General features: G+C 42.1%; 26 protein-coding genes. 4 read left to right on the top strand and 22 right to left on the bottom strand.

From position 1 onward, the window contains the following. Window positions 1–11: 11 nt before the first annotated feature. The 4 genes from MHH60_RS00130 to MHH60_RS00115 all read right to left on the bottom strand — a co-directional run bounded on the left by MHH60_RS00130 (window position 12) and on the right by MHH60_RS00115 (window position 3,597). Window positions 12–797, bottom strand: a complete 786-nt coding sequence (locus MHH60_RS00130) for an ABC transporter permease (RefSeq protein ID WP_076135184.1) — start codon at window positions 795–797, stop codon at window positions 12–14. A gap of 6 nt (window positions 798–803) precedes the next feature. Next, the gene (locus MHH60_RS00125; protein WP_051491475.1) at window positions 804–1,553 is read right to left on the bottom strand and encodes an ABC transporter permease; all 750 of its coding nucleotides are present in this window, start codon (window positions 1,551–1,553) and stop codon (window positions 804–806) included. Between the two features lie 127 nt (window positions 1,554–1,680). Continuing rightward, window positions 1,681–2,736 (bottom strand): ABC transporter ATP-binding protein, encoded by a 1,056-nt coding sequence (locus MHH60_RS00120; RefSeq protein WP_076135186.1) that lies wholly within the window; start codon window positions 2,734–2,736, stop codon window positions 1,681–1,683. Window positions 2,737–2,814: 78 nt separating this feature from the next. Continuing rightward, on the bottom strand, window positions 2,815–3,597 hold the full coding sequence (locus MHH60_RS00115) for a GTP cyclohydrolase II (RefSeq protein WP_036686690.1): 783 nt from the start codon (window positions 3,595–3,597) through the stop codon (window positions 2,815–2,817). A 194-nt stretch (window positions 3,598–3,791) separates the two neighbouring features. On the opposite strand from MHH60_RS00115, the gene MHH60_RS00110 reads away from it, so the two are divergent. Beyond that, window positions 3,792–4,118 (top strand): winged helix-turn-helix transcriptional regulator, encoded by a 327-nt coding sequence (locus MHH60_RS00110; protein ID WP_036686688.1) that lies wholly within the window; start codon window positions 3,792–3,794, stop codon window positions 4,116–4,118. A 77-nt stretch (window positions 4,119–4,195) separates the two neighbouring features. Here MHH60_RS00110 and MHH60_RS00105 read toward each other — a convergent pair whose 3' ends face one another. From MHH60_RS00105 to MHH60_RS00055, 11 genes are all read right to left on the bottom strand, one after another. After that, entirely contained in the window at window positions 4,196–5,080 is an 885-nt protein-coding gene (locus MHH60_RS00105) for an ABC transporter permease (RefSeq protein ID WP_076135188.1), read from the bottom strand. Next, entirely contained in the window at window positions 5,077–6,069 is a 993-nt protein-coding gene (locus MHH60_RS00100) for an ABC transporter ATP-binding protein (RefSeq protein WP_076135189.1), read from the bottom strand. The genes MHH60_RS00105 and MHH60_RS00100 overlap by 4 nt, the downstream gene beginning before the upstream one ends. Next, the gene (locus tag MHH60_RS00095) at window positions 6,069–7,154 is read right to left on the bottom strand and encodes a DUF4179 domain-containing protein (RefSeq protein WP_076135191.1); all 1,086 of its coding nucleotides are present in this window, start codon (window positions 7,152–7,154) and stop codon (window positions 6,069–6,071) included. Before MHH60_RS00095 ends, MHH60_RS00100 begins: the two co-directional genes overlap by 1 nt. A 46-nt stretch (window positions 7,155–7,200) precedes the next feature. Continuing rightward, on the bottom strand, window positions 7,201–7,719 hold the full coding sequence (locus MHH60_RS00090) for a sigma-70 family RNA polymerase sigma factor (protein WP_076135192.1): 519 nt from the start codon (window positions 7,717–7,719) through the stop codon (window positions 7,201–7,203). 120 nt (window positions 7,720–7,839) lie between these two features. After that, complete coding sequence (locus tag MHH60_RS00085; protein WP_076135194.1) at window positions 7,840–8,157, bottom strand: hypothetical protein; 318 nt, start codon at window positions 8,155–8,157, stop codon at window positions 7,840–7,842. Window positions 8,158–8,301: 144 nt separating this feature from the next. Further along, window positions 8,302–9,756, bottom strand: coding sequence for an N-acetylglucosamine-specific PTS transporter subunit IIBC (gene nagE / locus MHH60_RS00080; protein WP_076135196.1), 1,455 nt, complete (start codon window positions 9,754–9,756; stop codon window positions 8,302–8,304). 47 nt (window positions 9,757–9,803) lie between these two features. Continuing rightward, window positions 9,804–10,310: a PTS sugar transporter subunit IIA gene (locus MHH60_RS00075; protein WP_076126158.1), complete on the bottom strand. Its 507-nt coding sequence runs from the start codon at window positions 10,308–10,310 to the stop codon at window positions 9,804–9,806. Window positions 10,311–10,332: 22 nt separating this feature from the next. Further along, on the bottom strand, window positions 10,333–11,205 hold the full coding sequence (locus tag MHH60_RS00070) for a PRD domain-containing protein (protein ID WP_076126156.1): 873 nt from the start codon (window positions 11,203–11,205) through the stop codon (window positions 10,333–10,335). Between the two features lie 213 nt (window positions 11,206–11,418). Then, window positions 11,419–11,802, bottom strand: coding sequence for a DivIVA domain-containing protein (locus MHH60_RS00065; RefSeq protein WP_076135198.1), 384 nt, complete (start codon window positions 11,800–11,802; stop codon window positions 11,419–11,421). A 93-nt stretch (window positions 11,803–11,895) separates the two neighbouring features. Then, window positions 11,896–12,255: a helix-turn-helix transcriptional regulator gene (locus tag MHH60_RS00060; RefSeq protein WP_036686667.1), complete on the bottom strand. Its 360-nt coding sequence runs from the start codon at window positions 12,253–12,255 to the stop codon at window positions 11,896–11,898. 668 nt (window positions 12,256–12,923) lie between these two features. Then, the gene (locus MHH60_RS00055; RefSeq protein ID WP_076135199.1) at window positions 12,924–13,493 is read right to left on the bottom strand and encodes a GNAT family N-acetyltransferase; all 570 of its coding nucleotides are present in this window, start codon (window positions 13,491–13,493) and stop codon (window positions 12,924–12,926) included. Window positions 13,494–13,650: 157 nt separating this feature from the next. Between MHH60_RS00055 and MHH60_RS00050 the strand changes: the two genes are divergently transcribed. Next, window positions 13,651–14,541: a GNAT family N-acetyltransferase gene (locus MHH60_RS00050; protein ID WP_076135201.1), complete on the top strand. Its 891-nt coding sequence runs from the start codon at window positions 13,651–13,653 to the stop codon at window positions 14,539–14,541. A gap of 36 nt (window positions 14,542–14,577) precedes the next feature. Here MHH60_RS00050 and MHH60_RS00045 read toward each other — a convergent pair whose 3' ends face one another. After that, window positions 14,578–15,516, bottom strand: a complete 939-nt coding sequence (locus MHH60_RS00045) for a GNAT family N-acetyltransferase (RefSeq protein WP_076135202.1) — start codon at window positions 15,514–15,516, stop codon at window positions 14,578–14,580. Between the two features lie 100 nt (window positions 15,517–15,616). After that, complete coding sequence (locus tag MHH60_RS00040) at window positions 15,617–16,207, bottom strand: LuxR C-terminal-related transcriptional regulator (protein ID WP_341041893.1); 591 nt, start codon at window positions 16,205–16,207, stop codon at window positions 15,617–15,619. Here MHH60_RS00040 and MHH60_RS00035 point away from each other — a divergent pair. Then, window positions 16,190–16,405, top strand: a complete 216-nt coding sequence (locus MHH60_RS00035) for a hypothetical protein (RefSeq protein WP_143766691.1) — start codon at window positions 16,190–16,192, stop codon at window positions 16,403–16,405. The genes MHH60_RS00040 and MHH60_RS00035 overlap by 18 nt on opposite strands. A 404-nt stretch (window positions 16,406–16,809) precedes the next feature. Here MHH60_RS00035 and MHH60_RS00030 read toward each other — a convergent pair whose 3' ends face one another. From MHH60_RS00030 to aroC, 3 genes are all read right to left on the bottom strand, one after another. Beyond that, entirely contained in the window at window positions 16,810–17,004 is a 195-nt protein-coding gene (locus tag MHH60_RS00030; protein WP_076135207.1) for a hypothetical protein, read from the bottom strand. A gap of 33 nt (window positions 17,005–17,037) precedes the next feature. Beyond that, window positions 17,038–17,895 carry an NAD-dependent epimerase/dehydratase family protein gene (locus MHH60_RS00025; RefSeq protein ID WP_076135208.1) on the bottom strand — a complete coding sequence of 286 codons (858 nt, stop codon included), beginning with the start codon at window positions 17,893–17,895 and terminating at the stop codon, window positions 17,038–17,040. A gap of 160 nt (window positions 17,896–18,055) precedes the next feature. After that, window positions 18,056–19,111, bottom strand: coding sequence for a chorismate synthase (gene aroC / locus MHH60_RS00020; protein WP_076135210.1), 1,056 nt, complete (start codon window positions 19,109–19,111; stop codon window positions 18,056–18,058). A 104-nt stretch (window positions 19,112–19,215) separates the two neighbouring features. On the opposite strand from aroC, the gene MHH60_RS00015 reads away from it, so the two are divergent. Next, on the top strand, window positions 19,216–20,115 hold the full coding sequence (locus tag MHH60_RS00015) for a LysR family transcriptional regulator (protein ID WP_256715110.1): 900 nt from the start codon (window positions 19,216–19,218) through the stop codon (window positions 20,113–20,115). 664 nt (window positions 20,116–20,779) lie between these two features. On the opposite strand, the gene MHH60_RS00010 is transcribed toward MHH60_RS00015, so the two are convergent. Both MHH60_RS00010 and MHH60_RS00005 read right to left on the bottom strand, forming a co-directional pair. Next, window positions 20,780–21,364, bottom strand: coding sequence for a general stress protein (locus MHH60_RS00010; protein ID WP_051491471.1), 585 nt, complete (start codon window positions 21,362–21,364; stop codon window positions 20,780–20,782). Between the two features lie 98 nt (window positions 21,365–21,462). Then, window positions 21,463–22,352 (bottom strand): ATP-dependent helicase C-terminal domain-containing protein (locus MHH60_RS00005; RefSeq protein ID WP_341161104.1); only part of this gene is annotated, 890 nt, incomplete at its 5' end.

Raw genomic sequence — 22,352 nt, 5'->3', positions numbered from 1 at the left:
ACTAGCTTAACTTAAGAGCCCGCACCTTTATATCTTCGTACGCCATAACTCCACGCTAACAAACCAATCCCCAGGAATATAGCGCCTACTACAGGTGTCATCAGAGCAAGGCTGGTCATCTCCTTCCGCTGCAGAAAAAGCGCGGCTGGATACACTCCGACGAATGCAAATGGAATGATCCAAGTAAGCAATACCTGTATAGCACGATTGTAAATCGTTACCGGGTAACGGCCATAAGTCTGAATGTTGTACATTAACGGAAGAATCCCAGTAGGAGCATCCGAATAGAAAGATAATGAAGTCAACGTTGTATAAATCCCCGTATAGATGGCGACCGCACTTAACGTCAGAATGATCAGAGCCGGTATCGTCCACCATTCAAAGGGAAGACCCAGATTGCTGCCACTGATGGCCATTATAATAATACCTATGAATGATCCCATAAGTGCTGGTGGATCAACATTTTCCAAAAAGATCTGGAACAAATTATGAGCTGGGCGTGTTAAAATACGGTCCATCTCACCTTTAACGATATAACGTTCACTAAATCCCCATAGATTCACAAAACAACTAAACACCCCAAAAGGCACCATAAAGAATCCATAAACGAACACTACTTCATTCTGATTCCAGCCGCCCAGGCTATCTGTATGCATAAAAATCACGAGAATAAAGATAAAGTTGGTAGCTTGAAAAAGTAAGTCTGAAATGACCTCTACCCAAAAGTCAGCGCGATAGGTGAGCCGGCTCTTCATATAGTTTTTGATATATTCAATTAATAATCCCAGGTAATACATGTTTCCTCAACCTCCCTGCACGAAGAGACGCTGCCGCGCCGCATGATATAACCAGACAATTGGAATCAGCAATACCAGGAACCAAATAATTTGTATCCCTAATACATTCCATATTCCAACCCCTTGCACCCGTCCCGTAAACACTGAACCTGGCAAGTAGGTAATCGCCTGAAACGGCAGCACCTCAAGTACGGAAGATAACCAGTTAGGAAACAGACTGATCGGTACGATTAAGCCGGAGAATAAGTCTACAATCACCCGCTTCATTCGCATCATGCCTTCATTATTTTCCACGAAAAATGCCGAGAGCCCTGTAATGATATTGATCTGTGAATTAATTAAAAAGCTGAAAAAGAGCATCACCAGAAACCCTGCCCAAGCAGATGGCGCTGTTGGCAATTGTACCGGGAACAGCAACATCGCTATGGCCATGCCGGGAATCATAAATAAGAGGAAGCGGAACATTCCCTCTCCAAGACCTTGCATCATTTTGACTAAGACATAGTTATAGGGCCTTATAAACTGGATAGCGATACTTCCATCACGGATATCCGTAGAGATCTCGCGGTCTAGGTTATTAAAATAAAAGGCTCTAGCCATCCACGACACAGCAACATATGATGTCATTTGCGTTGCAGTAAAGCCACCCAATGAATCCCCATTGCCATAGATGGCCATCCAAGTGAAATAGTTAACCCCAATATTCAGTGAATAGATAAGAATACCTGAGTAGTAATTAATCCGATAAGCAAGCATGGTAAGGAAACGGATGCGTATAAAATCTAAGTAAGCCCCGAATAGTAATTTACGGCTATTCTCCTGAGGACCGCCAGAAGATGAACCTCCTGAGGTGGAAGACATAGCTGTTGCAGGATTAAGCTTATCAGACATGTAAAGCCTCTCTTTCATCCTTCAGAGCGGCAGCCATTTCATCAGGCTTGTCTGCAGACCCGGATTGATAAATACTGCGAACAATATCGTCCGTATTGGTCTCAATGATTTTGATATCAGTAATGTCTGCTTTTCCCACTACTCTTCCTAATACATCCGATACATTTAGCTCTAGCGGTATCCAGACAGACGCCCCTAGATCGTTCTCCGCAGACCAAATAACAGGCAACCCCTCTGTCCATAACTCAAGTTGCTGACGTTTCGTAGCATTTCCAAATTGAAATTGAACCTCACGTCCGGTTCCCCAGCGCTGCTTCAGGTCTTCCAGTCCTCCGTCATAAATGATACGGCCATCATCAAGCATTATCACTCGGGAGCAAAGCGCCTCAATATCTTGCAGGTCATGTGTTGTCAGCAGTATGGTTGTCCCATGCTCGCGGTTCATATCTTTTAGGAATTCACGGATCTCTGACTTCACCACAATATCTAAGCCAATAGTCGGCTCATCCAGAAATACAATCGACGGATTATGAAGCAATGCTGCTACTAATTCACAACGCATCCGCTGACCTAGACTAAGCTTACGAACCGGACGATTCAGCAGTTCTTGCAGCTGCAGCCGTTCGACCAATTCATCCAGCCGTTTCTTGAAATCTTGTTCAGACACCCGGTAAACCTTGCGTAGGAGCTGGAACGACTCAATCACGCCAATGTCCCACCATAGCTGACTGCGTTGCCCGAATACCACGCCGATATTTTTCACGAATTTCTCGCGCTCCAAATACGGAACATACCCACCTACTGTCAGGTTTCCGGAAGTCGGCACGAGAATACCTGTGAGCATTTTGATCGTGGTCGATTTCCCAGCACCGTTCTCGCCGATATAACCACAGATCTCCCCTTCAGGAATGGAAAAGGAAATGTCCTTCACCGCAGTCACTTCCGTATATTCCCTTTTAAACAAATCAGCGAAGGCCCCTTTGAGACCCTCGCGGTTTTTTTGTACTTTAAATGTTTTGCGTAAGTCTTGTACTTGAATAGCAGTCATATTGTACCTCACTAAGCTTAGAGTTGGTTCCCAGTACCCCATTATAATAGAAGAAGCGCAAAAGCACTACTTCAATCTTTACTTAGCCAGTCTTTCATTTAGTGAATGGGTGTCCTTCACAGCTTCTAAATGCCCTGAGCGAGCGACTTTAGTCCGCAAATATTTCTCGTTAAAAGAAGATACATCTCCCCATAACGCTACTCTCTTCACAGCATTCATCCCTGCAGCCTTGAGCGCATCCAATTTTTTCGGATTATTCGTGATCAGTGTCACTGGTTTGTGACGTAAAGTTTGCAGAACACTAATTGCTTCTTCGTAGTTTCTGGAATCGTCAGCAAATCCCAACTCTAAATTAGCCTCAACTGTATCGTATCCTTCTTCCTGTAAAAGATACGCTAAAGATTTGCTGAACAGGCCAATGCCTCTTCCTTCATGATTCGCGAGATAAAATAATGCCCCAGAGCCATGCTCAACAATCATTTTCATGGATTGATGCAGCTGGAATCCGCAATCGCAACGTTTACTGCCAAAAATATCGCCAGTATGGCAGATGCTATGCATCCGGATCAATGCATCCTCAGACCCTTCGAAATCGCCATATACCAACACACTGGATTGTTGTCCTTCTGCTAAGTTCATGGATGGCAAACGTGAAATTAAAGCTGCCGTTGCTTTACTGCTATCCTCTTGAAGAAGCTCTGCATCCGTTGTATTCAGCCAGTTGTACCATTTAAAAACAACGGTCTCGCCGTCTAAATTCACCGGTAACGTGATGGGTCCAACCAATATATTTGTAGAATTTGCTAAAGGAATTCGCGTGATTTTATTCTGTAAAATAGAAGTGATTTCTGGTTTAATCATAATTACACCTTCCTCATTGTTCATCAATGCTTAGATAGAGCTAAGCATAAGGATAAAATATTAGTTAAATTATAAGTAACTATTTGTAAGTAAGTTTATCATTGTAATATAACTTCGTCAAGTTATAATATATCTTTAAATATTTATAATTACTTTATGTAAGTTTATGATATAATGAATGTCGAGGTGATATTATGAATGATTTCAACATGTGTCCTCGCTTTGAAAAAGCGGTAGACTTGCTAAGTAAACGTTGGGTCGCGCTTATTGTTTTCGTGCTTATGCCAGGACCACGCCGTTTTGGTGAAATTGAGAGCTGTCTGTCCAATCTCAGTGGCAAGGTGTTATCTGACCGATTGAAGGAAATGGAAACCGAAGGCATTATAGAGCGAACTGTATATCCCGAAATGCCAGTACGTATTGAGTACTCTCTAACTCCAAAAGGCACAGCGCTTGCTCCTATACTTGGTGAAATTGGAAACTGGTCTACCGAATGGATTGAGCTTGGTATTAAGAAATGATTCCCGCTACACAACTCAAAGAGCCCTAAATGTCCCGATCAGGAGACAAGAGGGCTCTTTTTGGATTAACATCCCCTTTATAAGTCTTTTCGCTCGAAGCGAAGTAGACCTATAACAAAAGCTAACAGGGTATATCCTATCGCATAAAAAATAAACATATTTGACGGAACCATATTAAAATCCAGCAATCCATTCATGCTGCCGAACAATCCCATCATTCCACTCATTTCATTAGCGCTGAACAGGACGGCGGTCATTTTCCGCTGTAAACCATCCACTGGCATAAGCAGTGCCATCATTCCTGACAAATTATTTAATGTGTCAAGAACATCGGGTTCTAATCTCAGCGATCCTCCGATCTTATCAATCATCCCGCCTAACCAGCCTGCCCCATATAACATTGTCATAAAGACACCATTCCCCACTGCTGAGAAGAATCCAGAACCCAGCATAGAAATCGTAATTAGCAAAGGCACTACAGAGGAGAATAACAAAAATGATTTCAATAGGACTACGGCATCTCTAGGAACGGTGGCATGGATCTCAGTAATCCATAAAATAGAAATAAATAAAATCAGGGCATAGCCGATCCCAAGCGTCACATATCCAAGCCAGCGACCTGTGTACCATTTCCACCGCGGCAGCGGTCTTGGCAGTAAAGCCTGCATAACCCCTTGTTCCGCTTCACCTGCAATAGCTGAGAAGGAACTGAAGATCGCCAAAAAGGCGAGTACAAACGCGCCAAAAAAGAATCCAAGTGATAATATAAAAGCACCATTTGTAAAATTAGCTAAGAGATGCTCGCCACTGCTAATATCTGTTCTGTTCGGTATTCCACTTTGTCCGATCGTATTTGCCACAAACCAAAATCCTATAAGAAAGACAATGGTCATTAGCAATGTTAATACCATTACTCGTTTTCGCAGCAATTCCTTCCAGGTCATTCCTATGATTATTCTCATTCGTGTTCACCTCTGTGACTTAAGCCGGATACAGCACTCATGAACCAGTCTTCCAGACGTTCTCGCTTCCGTGAGACTTCATATAATGTCATACCCTGTTCAATAATTAACGTGTTCAGCCAGCCTACTTGCTCCTCATTCTCCAGTTCCGCTTCCAGCCAAACTGTGCTACTCTCCAATGTAGCTGGGATTGAAGCGCCTTTTTCAGATTGAGCTCCGATATCCGCTGAAACTTTGATCTGAAGTTCAGTGCTATCCTGTAACCAAGACAACAAAATAGGCGTAAAACCGCCCACTTTAAAATGCCAGCTTGTTCGCTTATTTAAGATCTCAGATACTTTCCCATGCCGCAGTATAACTCCGTTATTCAGCAGTGCCATCCGGTCGCAGAGGAGTTCAACATCCTCCAGTAGATGAGAGTTAAGAAAAATTGTAACTCCCTTCTCTTTTAGCCTCTGCAAAATATTCCGAACTTCCTGACGTCCAATCGGGTCTAGCGCCGATGAGGGCTCATCCAGAAAAACGATGGCCGGATTGTTTACAAGAGCGCAAGCAAGCCCTAATCTCTGCTGCATCCCTTTGGAATAATGTTTCACACGATCCCGTCCACGGTTTCCAATTCCAACTTCTGCTAGAAGCTCTGGAATTCTTTTGTCGGCTACAGATCGCTCTACACGGCAGAGCTTGGCATGCAGTCTTACTACTTCTTCCCCCGTAAGCCATTCTTGATAACGATATAATTCCGGTAAATATCCGATTTGGGACTTGGCTTCAAGTGAACCGATCTTATGGCCAAATAGAGTAGCACTACCCTTCGATGGACGAATGAGACCTACCAGCATTTTGACAAAGGTACTTTTCCCCGCACCATTAGGGCCGAGGAAGCCAAAGGCTTCCCCTTTCCCAACAGTAATCGTTACATCACGGCAACCACGTCCGTTATCATATTCTTTGGTCAAAGACTTCGCTTCTATTGCGGCCGCCGTCATTATTCAATCAACTCCCCTAGCTTCTCTAGAAATACAGCTTTATCTGTATACACGCTTCCTCCGTTGAAATCAAACAGTTGTCCGTTCTGTACCCAAACGGCCGAGTACACAATCCCTTGACTATATTCATTCTGATTCAGTAGAACCGTAGTATCTTTAATCTTTATTTGATCGGTATTCAGGCCTTTTACCAGTGGCAGAGGAATTTCACCCGATAAAATGCGGCTCTGCTTTAAGCTGGATTTCAGATAATCTGGCAGCAATGGAAAATCGATTATAGCTTCCAAAGCTTCATCAACCTTTATAGTTGGATCTACCGTAATTAAAGGAGTCTTCGTCTGTGTAAGATTAGCCCATTTATCATTATCCATCGAAAGATCATAATTCACGATCTCCGAAAGATCTAGTTTAATTTCTTTCCCATCTATGGCCTCTGGAAGAAGCTGTTTTGCACCCAATCTTTTCATTGCTTTATTAACTGCTTCAATATTAAGCTTCAAGGTTATTTCTTGTGAATTGGTTATATATGCGCTCTTCACATTCTCGAGCAAAGTTCCGCTTGGAAGTGTAAAACCTAGAGTCTCTTCCACCTGATCTAGCGGAATAATCCCTTTATTTGAACCAAAGGAACTTGTAAACACACCAAATTTGTTCATAGCTTCATTCATGGATTGACTTTCATTTACCTGATAAAAAATATCCCGGATATCATTTTCATTCACCACTGTAACTTCTTCCATCCGAAACTGATTCAGCAGCGATGCCATAGCCGTATTTCCTACTGGAGTTCCAAGTATAACCGCAAAGATAGCGGCACCTGCCACTGCTACTCCCCACTTACGCCGACGATTCATGCGAAGACGTTTGGATGGGCGATTTGCTGTTGGATTGTCATCCGCAGATTGAGGCTGGTCTATTTGCGGATCTGTTTTATCATCATCTTTCATATCATCCACAGACAACTGCTGACTCCACACAGACCATTTGGGACTTACAGGCTCAGACGCTAACTTGTTTTGCAATTTGACCCAGGCTTCATCTGTATGTTGATTATTATGATCTTGATTTAGCGGTTGTTTAGTCATTAGTAAACCCTCCTAAATAATTTGGAGCTTCGCTTATCTCGTTTTGTTATTCCGTCTGAGACAGTGATTTTGCTGCATTTTGTCTTAACCTCTGGGTTGCACGGTGCAGTAATGTCCCTACTACGGGAGGTCTTAGACCAAGCTCGCCTGCTATTTCCGCATAACTATAACCAGAGTATCTAAGCAGAAGCGCTTGTCTATCCCTGTCAGGCAGTTCGTTCAACCATTCATGAACATCCTCCTGATCCAGCTTACTGATTAAGACTTCCTCTCCTGAAGGAGGTGATTCCCCCACTTCGTATAGCTGTTCTTGTTTATTTTGCAGCCGCCGTTCCCTTGCTTTTTTGTCCAGATAATCATATCCAATACGAGTAAGGACTCTATGAAGCCAGGCACCGAGCGCTGCTGGATCATCTGGGGGGTTACGATACAATCTCAGAAAAACTTCTTGTGCCAAATCATCTGCTGCCGACTCATCACGAACCAAAGCGGTCAGCTTACGTCTGACAATAGGATAATGTTCATAGAATATTGCTTTAAAAATTTCAGATTCCGGAATTTCCATCTTGTAAATCCTCCTTATCAGCTGCAGCTATAAGTAAGACGACTTTCAATGCATTTTTGTATCAAGATTACGTAAAAAAAAGACAGCCCCTAAATTAATAAGGAAACTGCCTTCTAGTGTTTACCTAATTCGAATGTAACGATTAAGAATCTTTTTAGATAAAATACTCCGTTCCAGCCTAAGCTCCCAGAGCTGCTCTTTCCACTGAAACTGTTGTTCTGAATGTTCATTCTCCCGTAGCTTCTCAAACAGCTTCATGATCATTATGTTAATGGCATCAAACCTTGACCAAAGTTCTATTACACTTGCTTCTTGTGTCTGAGGACTTTCCGCTGCTGCACTAAGATTTTTTAAGCGCTCAATGATGTCAGCCTGCCACTGCCCATCTTTAATCGCCTTGGCGTAATTTAAAAGATCCAGATAATCATCGACTGACATGTGTACCGACTCCTTTGCTTACTTATACCAAGTATTATACTAGGCATTATCTATAAAGCAACCCTTTATCTCTGGACACAGCAAAAAAAACAGGACTGGTATGAGAACCAGCCCTGTTTAATGATTTCAACATGGTTAATTTAGTTATAACAGTTTTTGAATATCATCTTTAATTTGCTCTGATTTTGGACCAAATACGATCTGCACAGCCCCTTGACCCAGTCTCATGACACCGGAAGCTCCGAGCTGTTTCAATGCGGAATCTTTCACGGCTTTTTCGTCATTAACAATCAGACGAAGACGTGTGATACATGCATCGATATTGCGGATGTTTGATGGACCGCCGATGTTCTCAAGAATTTGAGCAGCTTTAGAAGATGATGAAGGCGTTCCATTACCTCCAGGTGGTGCTAACAGGCTTTCTTCCTCATCATCTTCACGTCCAGGTGTTTTTAGCTTGAACAATGAGATAATAAAGCGGAATAGTACATAATACAAGACGAAGAATCCAAGACCCACAGGAATAAGTATCCATGCATTAGTAGACAGTTTCAGGTTTACAAGATAATCGATCAAACCTGCGGAGAAACCAAAACCAAGCTTAACATCTAAAATGTACATCAAGGCCATGGAGAATCCTGTTAATAAAGCATGAACTCCGTACAAGAGTGGTGCTACGAACATAAAGGAGAACTCAAGTGGTTCAGTGATCCCTGTTAAGAAAGAAGCAATGGCAGAACCGATGAAGATGGAAGCAACCATTTTACGTTTTTCCGGTTTAGCTGTATGAATAAATGCAAGTGCTGCCCCTGGAAGCGCAAACATCATAATTGGGAAGAATCCAGTCATAAACATCCCAGCAGTTTTATCTCCAGCGAAGAAGCGATACAAGTCACCATGCACCAGTTCACCAGCTGCATTCGTAAAATCACCAATTTGGAACCAAGCAATCGTATTAAGCACGTGGTGAAGACCGAACGGAATCAGCAAGCGGTTAGCTGTACCGAAGATGAATGCTCCAACAGCCCCCAGTGACACAACCCAGTTCCCGAAGTCACTGATAACATCTTGTATCGGACTCCAGATCATACCCACAAATACAGCAAGAACCATCATAGAAGCTGCCGTAATGATTGGAACAAAACGTTTACCTGCAAAAAATCCAAGCCAATCAGGCATTTTTATATTGTGATATCTCTTGTATAAGAACGCTGCCCAAGCACCGGCAAAAATACCACCAAGCACACCCATGTTCAATACAACATCATCATTGATGAAAGAGAATTGAAGCGGTACGATAAGCAGAATCTTAGTCAGTACCATGTACGATATTACAGCTGACAAAGCTGCTACGGCGTCACCGGCAAATCCAATGGCAACCCCTACCGCGAAGATTAAGGCTAGGTTACCGAAGATCGCATTCGCTCCGGCGTTTAGAAATGGAGCAAAGTATTGATTTAGAAATCCACCAATGGTCGCTCCTAGCGGAATATCTTTTTCGTAGTTAAGCAAACCAAACCCTTGAAGAATAGCTGCCGCCGGCATGGTTGCAACAGGAAGCATTAACGACTTACCTAATTTTTGTAGAAAAGCCAACATTTAAAATCATCCTTTCGGTTCAATAGTAGTAGTGCTCTATAAACCAATTACTTTGAAGCCACGGTAAGAATCAGATCCTGTCCTGCTGTAACCTGACCATAATGTCCGCTTACTTGAGGTGGATTCTCCTCTGTACTGGTCACGATTACAGGCGAAATTGTGTCACAACCTGCCGCGCGAATTACGTCCAGATCAAATTCGATTAGAGTTTGACCTGCTTTTACTTGATCTCCAGAGGTTATATGACTGACAAAACCGTTGCCCTTGAGGCTGACAGTATCGATTCCGATATGTAATAGCAATTGCATACCGGAGGAATGTTCCAGAATGACTGCATGACTCGATTTCACGATATGAGCAACCCTACCGTCAAAAGGCGCTTTCAAAATTCCTTCAGATGGTTTTATTGCAATTCCGTTACCCATATGACCGCCAGCAAAGGTTTCATCCGGAACCTGTGCTAGTGGAACTGACTCCCCGCTGATTGGTGCCATGATTTCGATGGTATGTTCAGTATGTTTCTCTTCTTTTTTTGATTTCCATTTGGAAAACATATGCTCCACTCCTCTTAAGATGTTAATTTGATTTCACTAAGGTCTGAAATAACCGGTGCAAATGCATGGCTAGAAAACATAGTTCTTCTTCCGGAATTTCGACCTCAAGCGACCTTTGCATTACTTTACCGAGCTTTTTAGCCAGCTTGTATTCCTCTTTGTATTCTTTCTTAATATGTTTCACAAAGGGATTATCTATTAGTGATCCTTTTAAAATACGTTCCAGCGAAAAACGCAAGTGGATCATTAACCGGATATGATTCATACTGCCGTGCTCAAAAGTTATCTTTCGTTCTTGCTGAATCATGTCTAGAAGCTCATTGACAATATTAGAGGCCTTGACTAACTGACCAACCGATACATTATTGACTGCTGAATACACATGATAAGTAAGAAATCCAATCTCATCTTCGGGGATTTGCACTTGAAATTCAGCATTGATTTTCTCCGATGCCTTGTAAGCGATCTCAAATTCCTTCGGAAATGACATTTTGGTTTCTTGCAAAAACGGATTAATAATATCCATCCCGTTGCGCAGACGGTAGATGGTGAACTGTATGTGGCTCGGGAGTGCCAGATAAATCTTGTCGTTTAACTTGTCAGGAAATTGACTTTGGATATCTGCAATTATCTCATCAGTTATTTTCATTACCTTAGGATCTATATCTTCCAGCAAAACTTGATATTGGCTCCAGGCTTCGCGATCTTCTAGACGAAACAACTTCTCAATCCGAGCATCATTCCCTTCGATCACACCAGAACCCTTCACTGCAAATCCAATACCTTTGCCAATGATGACATATTCCTTCCCGTTTTTGCTTCCCTGAACCATTACAACGTTATTCCCAATTACACGCTGTACTTGAAATTGCTCGATCTCTCGCGACAAGCTCATCACTCCTCTCCCTAATTATCGTCAAATTGGAACAAAAAAAGCCAAGAATTGTCTAATGGAAATAAAGACAATTCTTGGCTCATGCCCTTAACGGTAACACGCCACTAAAATATAAATGATCATTTATGAACATATCATAATTCATGAACTGCTAACTCGTCAATGGTAAATTTAGAAATGTCAAGCGGAGCTCCCATTATCCCAAACAGCGCCTTATAAAAACTCTTCCATGCGAGGAAGCTTATCTTTAAGCTGGCGGACGTTAGTTTCAAGCCTCAGAATAACCTCTTCCAATTCTTTTGGATCAATGCCTCGGGAAACAGGAACCTGGATAATCTCTGTTTTTGTTTCTGCCTTTAATTCCCGCATTTCCAGCTGCTGCTCTTGCCATTTATCCATCAGATCAGCTATCGTCGCATAGAAACGTTCGTAATCTTTGATTACGCTGTCCAGAAATGTATCTACTTCCTCCGCATCGTAGCCACGCAGCTTCATGCTGAATTCTTTTTCATGTATGGTTAGAGCGTCTAATGTGATGCCTAGTTGACTGAACAGCTTCCGCTGTTTGTCTAACCGGCGTTTCATATGTTCATCCATCTTTTGCTACCTCCAAGTATATACTGCAATCATCCGGCAGTAACCATTATAACAGGGTGAGAGCATCCTGAAAATATTACTATAGTTGCAGTTCTAATAGTTGTCCACAACAGCTTTATTCAAAATGCCTAAGCAGCGGTCAAGATCCGTCTTTACCTGCTTTTTATATAACTTTGCTTTCTCTTCTCCATCTGAGGTGAAATGGTAAAGTACGATTTCTTGAAAATCCACTTTAGGATCATTGCCTTTCAGCTGCTTGGTTCGATATAAAATCCCTTGCTGCACCAGCTCATGCAGGGCGCGATAGATTTCACTCTGTGGAGGGGAATAACCATGGGCTTTGAAATCCCGACGTAAATCCTCCAGCATTTGATATCCGTAACCGCGGTGTTGTTCTACCATTGTTATAAGATACACTTTGATAAACGCTCGTTGAGCAATCATAAACGCCATATAAACCCTCCTCATGTTGTAAATGTTGTTGGCTAATCTTTCCTTCTATTACTCTAGTATAAGCACTATTTTCCAACTTTCACAACCTGAAATTTGGTAGAGGGTTCACTTATTCCGTTGTTTATAGATATTTGGTGGTATGTAGGATGATTTATGTTGATGTGAGTAGGGAGAGTGTGGTTTTTGTGGTTTTCTATTGTGAATTTTTCATATGATGAAAGTACGGAATAAATGGTTGTACATCGTTGATTTCGTAGAATGATCCTCGAAGAAGTAGGCCCACATACTTCTGCATGATACAAACTCCTTCTGGACCCACATGCTTCTGCACGCCCTCCCATTTTTTGTTTAATTTGATCAGTTTAGTTTGATCAAGTTTACTCGTTCGAGCCACTATCGGACCCAGTTGACCCTATTCGCTGCTTTTCCCCACTTTTCCTGTCCTATCGGACCCCATGGATGCTATTGGCATAAAAAGTAACATATATACAGCGATTCTTGAGGAATAGCTGCACTGGTGTCCGAAACTACTCTGAAAAAGCAAAAAATATGCAAATAGCGTCTTCTGGGTCCGCAAGCTTCAATAGAACATCGATCCACAAAACAAAACACAAAAAAGCGATCCTCCATGTATTGAAGAATCGCTTTCCAAGTAACCTCTCTAATCACTATTTCATAGCGTTTTTCTCCATAAATTCATCCTTCGTCAATCCAAACAACAGTAAGTCTAAATACTGTCCATTTGTATAAATTACTTTCCGGCGCACGCCTTCTTGGACACAGCCCACTTTTCTAAGCATAGCTGTTGAGGGTTCGTTACCTTCGAGCGCACATTCGTTAAACTTGTTTAGTCTAAGCTCCAAAAAAGCATACTTCAACAGGATGTTGATAGCTCTTGTCCCATACCCCTTACCTCGATGGTCTCTATCCACTTGCACGCCTATACTGAACGTACCATTTTTCTCGTCTATGCTATTAAGATTTACTCCACCCACATATTCACCATTCAGATTTTCGATCGTAAACATCAGCCGCTGTGATGAGAATTCTGCAAATGTTTCTACAAATTTTCGAGATTCAGCAATGGTAGGTGGTAGTTCAACAGTACACTCTAAAAGTCGCCGCGCTGGTGTATCGAAACGGTTGATGTAATGACCTTCCCAATCCTCTTCCTGAACGGATCTTAGTCTTATTTTCTCATCCTGCCAAAAATAATGACTGTAATCTATCTCTCTCATCTTATACCTCCGAGTTAATAATTTAGAGATTATGATAACACATCTACAGGATTATATTGGTATAGTATTTTTAAAATCAACTTTACGGTTAAAAAGCATAGTATTATATATTCATAAAATGCGAATTCCAAAATCATCTGAAATAGAGGTATATTCTATGAATGAATATCAATTGATTAGCGATTATAAACACATCGATAAATATAAGCTTAGCTTCAATTCTTTAGCCCATTCGATCTTTGGCATTGATTTTAAACCTTGGTATGAACATGGGGGCTGGAATGACAAATATATTTGTTATTCCTTTATCGATGAAGATCATGTCATTGCGAATGCATCTATTAATAAAATGACTATTCTCATCAACAAAAAAGAATACAACGCCATCCAAATTGGGACGGTGATGACACATCCTGATTATCGTATGCAAGGTTTATCCCGAAAATTAATAGACCACATTATCGCTAAGTACGAACATGAATACGACTTCCTCTACTTATTTGCTAATGAGCGCGCTTTGGATTTTTATCCTAAATTCGGGTTTGAACGCATGCAAGAAAGCAGCTTTTCACTTAACGTTGCTCATCTTAGCAATCAGCCAACTACAACCTACTCTGTGCGGCCTTTATCTATAGGTAACCCCGTTGATTTTAGCATGATCAAAAATTTTGCAGTCAAAAGAACACCAGTATCCTCCGCGCTAAGTGTGATAAATAATGAACATCAGCTGCTGTTTTATTTTATTCTTCCTTTTCATGATTCCTTTTATTATATTAAAGAGGCTGACGTTATTGTGATCTTTAAACATGAGGATCATCAGCTTCATATTTTTGATATTATCAGTACAACAAGTTTTGATATCAACACAGTATTGAAAAGCATTATTTCTCCGGAAACTGAGGTTATACATTTTTATTTCACACCAGATTATCCAATCGATCAAGTTAAGGCAGAATTAATTTCACAGAGTGAAGATACCTTATTTATACGTCCGCTATTAAAAGAACTCCCTCAACATTTCATGTTTCCTATTACCTCTCATGCCTAGTTAACGAATAAAAAGGCTGCCACCTGGCAGCCTTTCTTAATCGTGCATAGGAATATACATACTCTGTATCTCTTGTACTCCAGGGACAAATCCTAGATTTAAATAAACAGACTCCGCGTCATTACCTTCCATGACATATAACCTTAGGATCGGATACTTATCCTTCAGGAGATTAAGTCCTCTTTTCAACATCCGTGTAGCAATCCCTTTTCCTCTGTAAGCAGGTATTACACCAATACTGTAAACTGCTGCGTAATCATCTTGTAAACCCAAGAGACAATTCGCAATTAGCTGTCCCGATTTCTTATCATACACAAGCGTGGACGCTGTAAGTAATACTTCATTTGTATAATTTGGTTCTTCACTTGGGATAAAATCTTCATAAGAGAATTTCTTTCTCCTTGTTGCCTCAAGACTTCCATCAAAGCTCGCATAGTTACATTCGGCGATCTGTTCTTCAAGAATAAATCGTTTAGCGCCCATACCATTATCATCGATCTGAGGACTTTCAATCCTTAACTCTTCGTTCCATTCGACCTCAAAATGATCTGTAGGACGGTGCATCCAACGGCATCTGAACTCATCAGGCCAAAACCCTGCCCGCGCAAATAATTGAACCTGGTCTGGCAGAACCTCGAAGGTTTTTATAGGTTTTGTTCTATCTGACCAATAAATCAAAAGCTTTTTTAATAGCTTCAGCACCACAAATGTATCATTAAAAGGTGGGATAACAAATAAATGATATATCCGATTAGGCGACATCCTTACTCCACCTATTTTAGACTCGCCTTTATAGATCCAAAAAGCGTTTCTTTGGGCAGAATTGAACCTTTCTTCTTTAAAAAAACCATTATATTGCATATTATAATAAATGGAACAATACAGTCCCCATTCTTCCGACTCTGCCTTACGAATAGAATAATCATTATTTAAGTCATATGAAATCTCGTAATCAGACCATGCCATTAATTGCATTTACATTTCCCCCTCAAGTCCTATCACCTTCTGTATTCCATAGTATCACTTCTTAAAGTAAATGTTTGGTAATAAACTGTTACATTAATCTTTTGCCGATTTAAAGCCAATGCTTTTCTTTTATCTTAGAAACGGCTTGTACCCGGTTTTTAACCTCTAACTTTTGATAAATATCGTGAATATATCTTTTAACAGTTCCCGGAGAAAGGAATAATTGACGAGCAATCTGATCATTTGAAAGTCCATCGATGATGTGATGCATGAGTTCTAGTTCTCTTTTTGTAAAATGAATATTTATAGTATTGACGTTATCTATCTGCTCGCTCTGATAAGACTGAATCAATTGACTTACATAATCATGTCCGGAAGCTGCTCTCTTGGCAGTTAACCAGTGTTGTAGTAATCGTATAAGTGGTTGTCCTTCATCAAGAAAAATACGGATATAACCCTCTGGCTCAGCGAGTTCAAGGGCCTGTTCTAGAACCTCGTAGGCTTGATTATCTTTTCTGAGAATTTCATAAGATATAGCAAGTAGTAACAAGATCTCCATCTGGCTGCCAATTCGATCCGTTCGTCTAGCCTCACTCAGCAGTTTGTTCAACCAAGGTATTACCTCACTAAAAGCTTGACGTACCACCAGCATACGCGCGAGTGTGATTTGTTCGTATTCCCGGTGAACAAAATGGCTTATTTATCCGCTAAAGTATCTACCTCAGAAGTAAGAAGAACGTTGCTTCATTTTGCGTTACAAGGACATGGTTTTGTATTTTTGGCGGATCTTTTCTATGAACGGAATCATCTTAAAGATGCAAACGTGCAACTGGACAAAGCGCTTGTCATGTGTAATTCCTCGAAGCGTGTGGGTGCCAGGGGTTGTTTTGCAAGCTAAAATGTTAAAAGCAATGGGGTATGTGGAAGATGCAGCGGAGGTTTTCCAGTGACAACCATGCAACCTCATCGGAATGAGTGCGAGCCCATTTAGCTGCAAGTGTCGTTTTTCCGAATCCAGCTGAGGCGGCAATAAGCATCAATTTGGCGCGATTTTCATCCATGAGTTTAGATATTAATCTTATGCGCTGAACATAATAAGGAGCCTGCTTTGAAATGGTGACCGAGAGGCTACTATGGATTGTTGAGAATAAGTGAACACATGTTGGTTCGGTGTAGAAGAATTCATTGGAAGCTTCCTCTTTTAAAAATTCAATTTTTAACCATCTATTAAGCAATAACATAACATTCTAGCTTTCTGACGTCCAATATCCAAAAAAAAGACCGCCAATGGGCAGCCTTTTTCTAATATATTCTCGAGTATAACCAAAAAGCTGAACCCACTGCGATAATGCCTGCCATAGATACAAACAGGACATACCCTTTCTTTGTTCTTGTAACGGTGTGTTTATCATAAAACTCTGGTTTTCGAACGATTCCAAACCATAGATCAGCAATCAAATTCACGACTACTAAAGAAAAATTCTTTAATTTACTCATGTCATCTCTCCTTGTACATGTTTGGATTCATCGCTAACCTTTCAAGCTCTGAGCAAAACCTGACCTCCATGATGGGTATGATGGACTCCATCCGTAATCCATTCGAGCTTTTGTATTGGACGCCCCCCGTTCCCAGCCTTCTCTGCCCATATGCAAAGGAGGTTTAGGAACTCCCAAGGTTTCAGAAAAAACAGGCACCCAATCTATTCCTCGCGCAGGTTCATTGTCCACAATATTAACTGGACCAGAAGGCCAGTTTAGAGCAAGAACCGCCGCTTTAGCTGCATCCTCCACATGAAGGAATGACGTAACTGCTTCTGTTGCAGTCAGTCTCCCTTGTCGAATTTCTTCTGTCATTAATCCCGCAGTATCATACCACGTCCCTTGGCCGTACAACATTCCGTATCGCAAAATCACATGATTAGGAATTTCTGCAACTGCTTTTTCAAGGGAGCGAATACCGTCAATGGTTCTCATCCGGGATTCAGAAGCATTAGTATCTAATGGAGTATTCTCCGTGGCAGGTCCCTCACCAGCTTCATAAGCCCAAGAGATACTTTGGGCAATAATCTGTTTAACACCGGTTGCCATCGAAGCATCGACAATATTTCGTGTTCCTTCTATTCTTATCCTTGAATTATCTGCAAAATTCCGCTGACTTAGTGAAGTCAGCTGATGAATTACCACTTCAGGTTGAGCTGCATAAATAGCCGCAAATATAGACTCACGCTCATACACATCCGCGATTACCGCTTGTGCCCCTATGCTCTCAAGGATTCTTTTGTTTTCTTCTTTATGGGTCAGACCGATAACCTCATGCCCCGCTTGTAGTAACTTAGGAAGCAATGACCGTCCAATCACACCTGCAGCACCTGCAACAAAGATTCTCATCTATTCCCTCCTTTTCGCTGTACTGTAACTATGGCATAGCTAGAGATAAAGCATAATTTGAATGATTATCCATATGATACCACATATGCAAAAAAGACTGCACCTCACAGCTTATTGCAAAGAGGTGCAGTCTTTAAGTTGTTTCATTTTAAATAGTGTTTCATCCAAAAATAGCAGCTTGTCTTTTATAAAGATCTTCTAATACTAAGCAAGCCATTGCTTCAACAACCGGCACGATTCTCGGACAAATACATGGATCATGTCTGCCCTCCGTTTTAATCTCTACTTCTTCACCATTCGTGTTTATGGTCTGTTGAGTAACAGAAATCGAGGATGTAGGCTTTACACTTATTCGAAAAATAATCTCTTCTCCTGTGCTAATTCCGCCTATAATCCCACCGGAATGGTTACTAAGAAATCCTCCCTTATTCATCGCGTCATTATGTTCACTTCCAAGCATAGAGGCCGCTTCGAATCCAGCTCCAAACTCTATTCCTTTTACGGCACCAATAGATAACATCGCTTTAGCTAACTCTGCATCCAATTTATCAAATACGGGTTCTCCAAGACCCGGAATAACCCCCCTAATCCGACACTCCACGATACCTCCGCAGCTGTCTCCAATCGAAGCTAAGTGTTCAATTTTTTTTATCATTTCAGCTCCAGCCATAGCATCACAGGCGCGGACTGCATTTTGCTCAATAACATCTTCATTAAAGGTTTGACACTTAATCCCGCCGACCTCTTGCGTGTAGGCCAGTACCTCAACCCCTCTTTTTTCGAGCAGTTTCCGAGCGATCGCTCCGCCAGCTACTCTTGCCGCTGTTTCCCTGCCAGATGCCCGCCCACTGCCTCTATGATCGCGAATTCCGTATTTCTGCAAAAAAGTAAAATCCGCATGGCCGGGTCTAAATGAATGCTGAATATCGTTATAGGCTTCCGGTTTCATATCTTTATTGTACAGGACTACGAAGAGTGGAGTTCCGGTTGTTTTCCCTTCGAATATTCCTGATTGTATTTGCACCACATCATATTCCTTACGCGGTGAAGTTACTGAGGACTGTCCTGGTTTCCTTCTATCCATCTGTTTCTGAATATATGCTTCATCAATTTCAACATTAGGTGTAACCCCATCCACTATGACCCCAACCGCTGCACCATGTGACTCTCCAAAGGTAGTAATCTTGAATACTTCTCCAAATGTGTTACCTGCCATAATATTCAAACCTCCATTGCCGACTCTTTTATTATTTATATATCCAAATTATAATAAGATTGTTGCAATTAATGAAATCACATTTTCAATAGACTGTCATAGAGGTGATCTATATCAAATTTTTTAACCTTGAATGGTATCGCATTTTTTTATATACGGCTCGTTACAAAAATCTAACTAAAGCTGCAAATGAATTGCATATTACACAGCCATCCGTAAGTTATGCCATTAAACAAATGGAGGATTCTTTAGGTCTCAAATTATTTCATCGTTTATCTAAAGGTGTAGAGCTAACTGAGGAAGGACGGGCGTTATTGGAATATGTTGAGCCCTCTTTAGTCATGCTGGATTCTGCACAAAAGCATCTTCACAATCTAAAGCAGTTAAATGAGGGAGAGGTTCGGATCGGAGCGAGTGATTCCCTCATAAAAAATCTTTTGCTGCCGCAATTGAACGCATTCCACAAACAATATCCCGGCATACGAATTCGGCTATCACACGGAAAAACGCATGAGATCACCAAACGTTTGAAAGAAGGCGAAATAGACTGTGCGCTCGTCCATATGCCTATTGACGATCCACAATTGAATATTCAGACGCTTGCCACCCTTGAGGATTGTTTTGTAGTGGGACGAGCCTTTCAGGAACTGGCAAACCGTTCGCTTACGGCAAAAGAACTTGCAGAGTTACCTTTTATTTTATTATCCCCAGAAAGCAGCACCAGACTGTTTGTTGATCATTGGTTTGCTAGTAAGGGATTGTCCGTTAAACCAGATATAGAGCTGGGCAGCATCGATTTACTCTCTGAATTCGCAAGACTTGGTTACGGGGTAGCCTTTATTAGCCGTTCTTTTGTAATTGATGAGATTCAAAAAGGAGAACTTTTCGAGTTGCAATTAGATGATCCCCCTCCCCCCCGGAATATAGGTTTCGCAATCCATCGCGATATGAGGTTATCCGTAGCAGCTGATTCTTTCGTCCGCATGCTTCGCATCCTTGATTAAGATCGTGCAGGTAGCAGCACATAAGGACACTCCGGAACGGGGCATGTGCTTAGCAAACATAAGGGCGCTGTGAACGGGAGGATTTCGTAGCAGCAAAACCGTGGGCTTATGCTCAGTAGGATAAGGACACAGAGTTCGGGTGCGCTTACGTAGCAATATAAGAACATAGTGGAACGATGCACGTATGTAATAGCAAAAGGACTCTAGGGAACGGTGCATGTACGTCAGCGGAACGATGCACCTCTAGCATAAGGACACAGTGATCAGGTACGCATACATTGCAGTACAAAGACAGCACGTGCGTAGCAGCATAAGGACACTGCGTAACGATGCAGGTACATAGTAGCAAAGGACACAGGGGATCTTAAACGCAATATTATTCAATATTTGGAACCCTATCGGACCCCATTGCAGCTATTGGCAAAAAAAACAGCAAATTAGAGCCTCATTCTATAGAATAGCGTCCATGGAGTCCGAAATCCTGCTGCAAAGAGCAAAAATTAGCAAATAGCGTCATCTGGGTCCGTACCCCTCAGAAGAGTATGAGAAAAGGGGGATTACGGGAGGCGCGATGGACTATAAATACAAAAGGAGCGATTCTCCATTAATCGGAGAATCGCTCCTTGTAACCTTTTACCGCTTTTAAAGCAGGTTATGATAATGTTTATATTTTATCGCGGTTGTAGACTTCAGCCGTCCGATCCGCTCTGTTAGCCATCGAATTTCCTAGTCTAGTGTCTTCGTTATAGACGCCTTCGTAACGCTGAGTATTCAGTGAGCGGTTACCGCGGAACACATCATGCGCTTGATAGCCGCGTCCATTATCATCGACTAGTACAAGGATTTTGCCGCTTTCCACATAACCTTCATACTCTTTAGCCTCATCCTCCGGAATACCGAGTCCGATCAAGCCGCCGACTAATCCACCTGCGCCCGCACCAACTGCTGCACCTGTAAGGGTTGCAACTATAGGCCCTGCCGCCAGGATCGGTCCAATCCCCGGAATCGCCAATGCTCCGATCCCTGCTAATAGTCCGGCAACGCCGCCAACTACACCACCTGTAGCAGCGCCTGTTGCTACTCCTTCTGGAGCTTTTGTGCCTGTATCCTCTGAGATGTTTCTAAGCTCATCACGATCACGTGTGATTACTGATATTTCATCATTACTAAATCCTTGATTGTGAAGTCCTTCAATTGCTCTGGTTGCTTCTTGTTCTGTGTCGAAAATACCTACGATTTTTTTAGTCACTTGAAGCCCTCCTTAGTAATTGTCTTCGCTAGTAATTACCCTTTAAACGGGAGACCAAACATCTAAGGAAAAATTTCAAGAGCATATGTAACCATAAATTATTTTACGGGACGTGTACGATTAGTCGGAATAGCCTGTAATGGGTCATCTGGCCAATAGTGCTTCGGGTACCGTCCTTTCAGATCTTTTTTGACCTCAAAATAGGTCCCCCGCCAAAAACTTGCTAGATCAGAGGTTACCTGCACAGGCCGTCTAGCTGGTGACAAAAGATGCAGCAATACCGGCACCTTTCCCCCTCCAATTCGAGGTGTGTCCAGCTGTCCAAACATCTCTTGCAATCTTACTGCCAATACTGGGGCAGCAGAATTAGTATAATCTACGGGCACACGCGAGCCACTGGGAACAGATATATGTGTAGGTGCTTCCTTTTCCAGCATCTGTCGCTGATTCCAGTCCAACATCCCCTCAAGCGCCCGTGCTAACGGTACACGCTGAAGGTCACGTAGGTTCCTCATACCTTGCAGATATGGCAAAAGCCATTCCTCCAACGTAGCAATTAAAGCAACATCTGATACATCCGGCCAATCTGAACGTAAGGCATGCATAAACATCAAACGTTCGCGAAGCTGTAAGGTTCCCTTCTCCCATGGTAGAGTTTCAATGCCATCTGTAGCGATGACACTTAACAGTACGTTTGCCGTTTCTTCCGCGGAGGGTCTTTCATGTGAAGTTTCTTTTAAGACCAACGCGCCGAGCATTGTGCGACGACGTTTCTTCACACTCCCACTTTCTTTATCCCAATACACATCCGCTTCTTCTGTAATGCGGTCTGCATGATAGGTAAGCAGTTGTCCTTCTTCTATCTCAGCTGCCAGCATAATTGCCCCCTGTGTAGCGCGATCATCGATCGAAGCAGCTACGATAAAAGATGACCGGGCCAGCGGTTGTCCTTCCCGCATGGCCGCCCCCCGACCGGAGGAGAGCAGAA

Source organism: Paenibacillus sp. FSL H7-0716 (genome assembly GCF_038002705.1).
In the GTDB taxonomy this organism is placed as follows: domain Bacteria; phylum Bacillota; class Bacilli; order Paenibacillales; family Paenibacillaceae; genus Paenibacillus_AQ; species Paenibacillus_AQ odorifer.
Note: the sequence above shows the minus strand (reverse complement) of the source record. Positions and strands in the feature narration are given on the sequence as shown.

Coding starts and splice junctions, on each gene's coding strand:
- MHH60_RS00025 (WP_076135208.1), bottom strand. CDS start 17,895: ATGAGAATCTTTGTTGCAGGTGCTGCAGGTGTGATTGGACGGTCATTG.
- nagE (WP_076135196.1), bottom strand. CDS start 9,756: ATGTTGGCTTTTCTACAAAAATTAGGTAAGTCGTTAATGCTTCCTGTT.
- MHH60_RS00060 (WP_036686667.1), bottom strand. CDS start 12,255: ATGGCGTTTATGATTGCTCAACGAGCGTTTATCAAAGTGTATCTTATA.
- MHH60_RS00115 (WP_036686690.1), bottom strand. CDS start 3,597: ATGATTAAACCAGAAATCACTTCTATTTTACAGAATAAAATCACGCGA.
- MHH60_RS00030 (WP_076135207.1), bottom strand. CDS start 17,004: ATGAGTAAATTAAAGAATTTTTCTTTAGTAGTCGTGAATTTGATTGCT.
- MHH60_RS00050 (WP_076135201.1), top strand. CDS start 13,651: ATGAATGAATATCAATTGATTAGCGATTATAAACACATCGATAAATAT.
- MHH60_RS00070 (WP_076126156.1), bottom strand. CDS start 11,205: ATGAGCTTGTCGCGAGAGATCGAGCAATTTCAAGTACAGCGTGTAATT.
- MHH60_RS00055 (WP_076135199.1), bottom strand. CDS start 13,493: ATGAGAGAGATAGATTACAGTCATTATTTTTGGCAGGATGAGAAAATA.
- MHH60_RS00105 (WP_076135188.1), bottom strand. CDS start 5,080: ATGAGAATAATCATAGGAATGACCTGGAAGGAATTGCTGCGAAAACGA.
- MHH60_RS00130 (WP_076135184.1), bottom strand. CDS start 797: ATGTATTACCTGGGATTATTAATTGAATATATCAAAAACTATATGAAG.
- aroC (WP_076135210.1), bottom strand. CDS start 19,111: ATGGCAGGTAACACATTTGGAGAAGTATTCAAGATTACTACCTTTGGA.
- MHH60_RS00090 (WP_076135192.1), bottom strand. CDS start 7,719: ATGGAAATTCCGGAATCTGAAATTTTTAAAGCAATATTCTATGAACAT.
- MHH60_RS00120 (WP_076135186.1), bottom strand. CDS start 2,736: ATGACTGCTATTCAAGTACAAGACTTACGCAAAACATTTAAAGTACAA.
- MHH60_RS00110 (WP_036686688.1), top strand. CDS start 3,792: ATGAATGATTTCAACATGTGTCCTCGCTTTGAAAAAGCGGTAGACTTG.
- MHH60_RS00075 (WP_076126158.1), bottom strand. CDS start 10,310: ATGTTTTCCAAATGGAAATCAAAAAAAGAAGAGAAACATACTGAACAT.
- MHH60_RS00095 (WP_076135191.1), bottom strand. CDS start 7,154: ATGACTAAACAACCGCTAAATCAAGATCATAATAATCAACATACAGAT.
- MHH60_RS00085 (WP_076135194.1), bottom strand. CDS start 8,157: ATGTCAGTCGATGATTATCTGGATCTTTTAAATTACGCCAAGGCGATT.
- MHH60_RS00045 (WP_076135202.1), bottom strand. CDS start 15,516: ATGCAATTAATGGCATGGTCTGATTACGAGATTTCATATGACTTAAAT.
- MHH60_RS00125 (WP_051491475.1), bottom strand. CDS start 1,553: ATGCTTGCTTATCGGATTAATTACTACTCAGGTATTCTTATCTATTCA.
- MHH60_RS00100 (WP_076135189.1), bottom strand. CDS start 6,069: ATGACGGCGGCCGCAATAGAAGCGAAGTCTTTGACCAAAGAATATGAT.
- MHH60_RS00065 (WP_076135198.1), bottom strand. CDS start 11,802: ATGGATGAACATATGAAACGCCGGTTAGACAAACAGCGGAAGCTGTTC.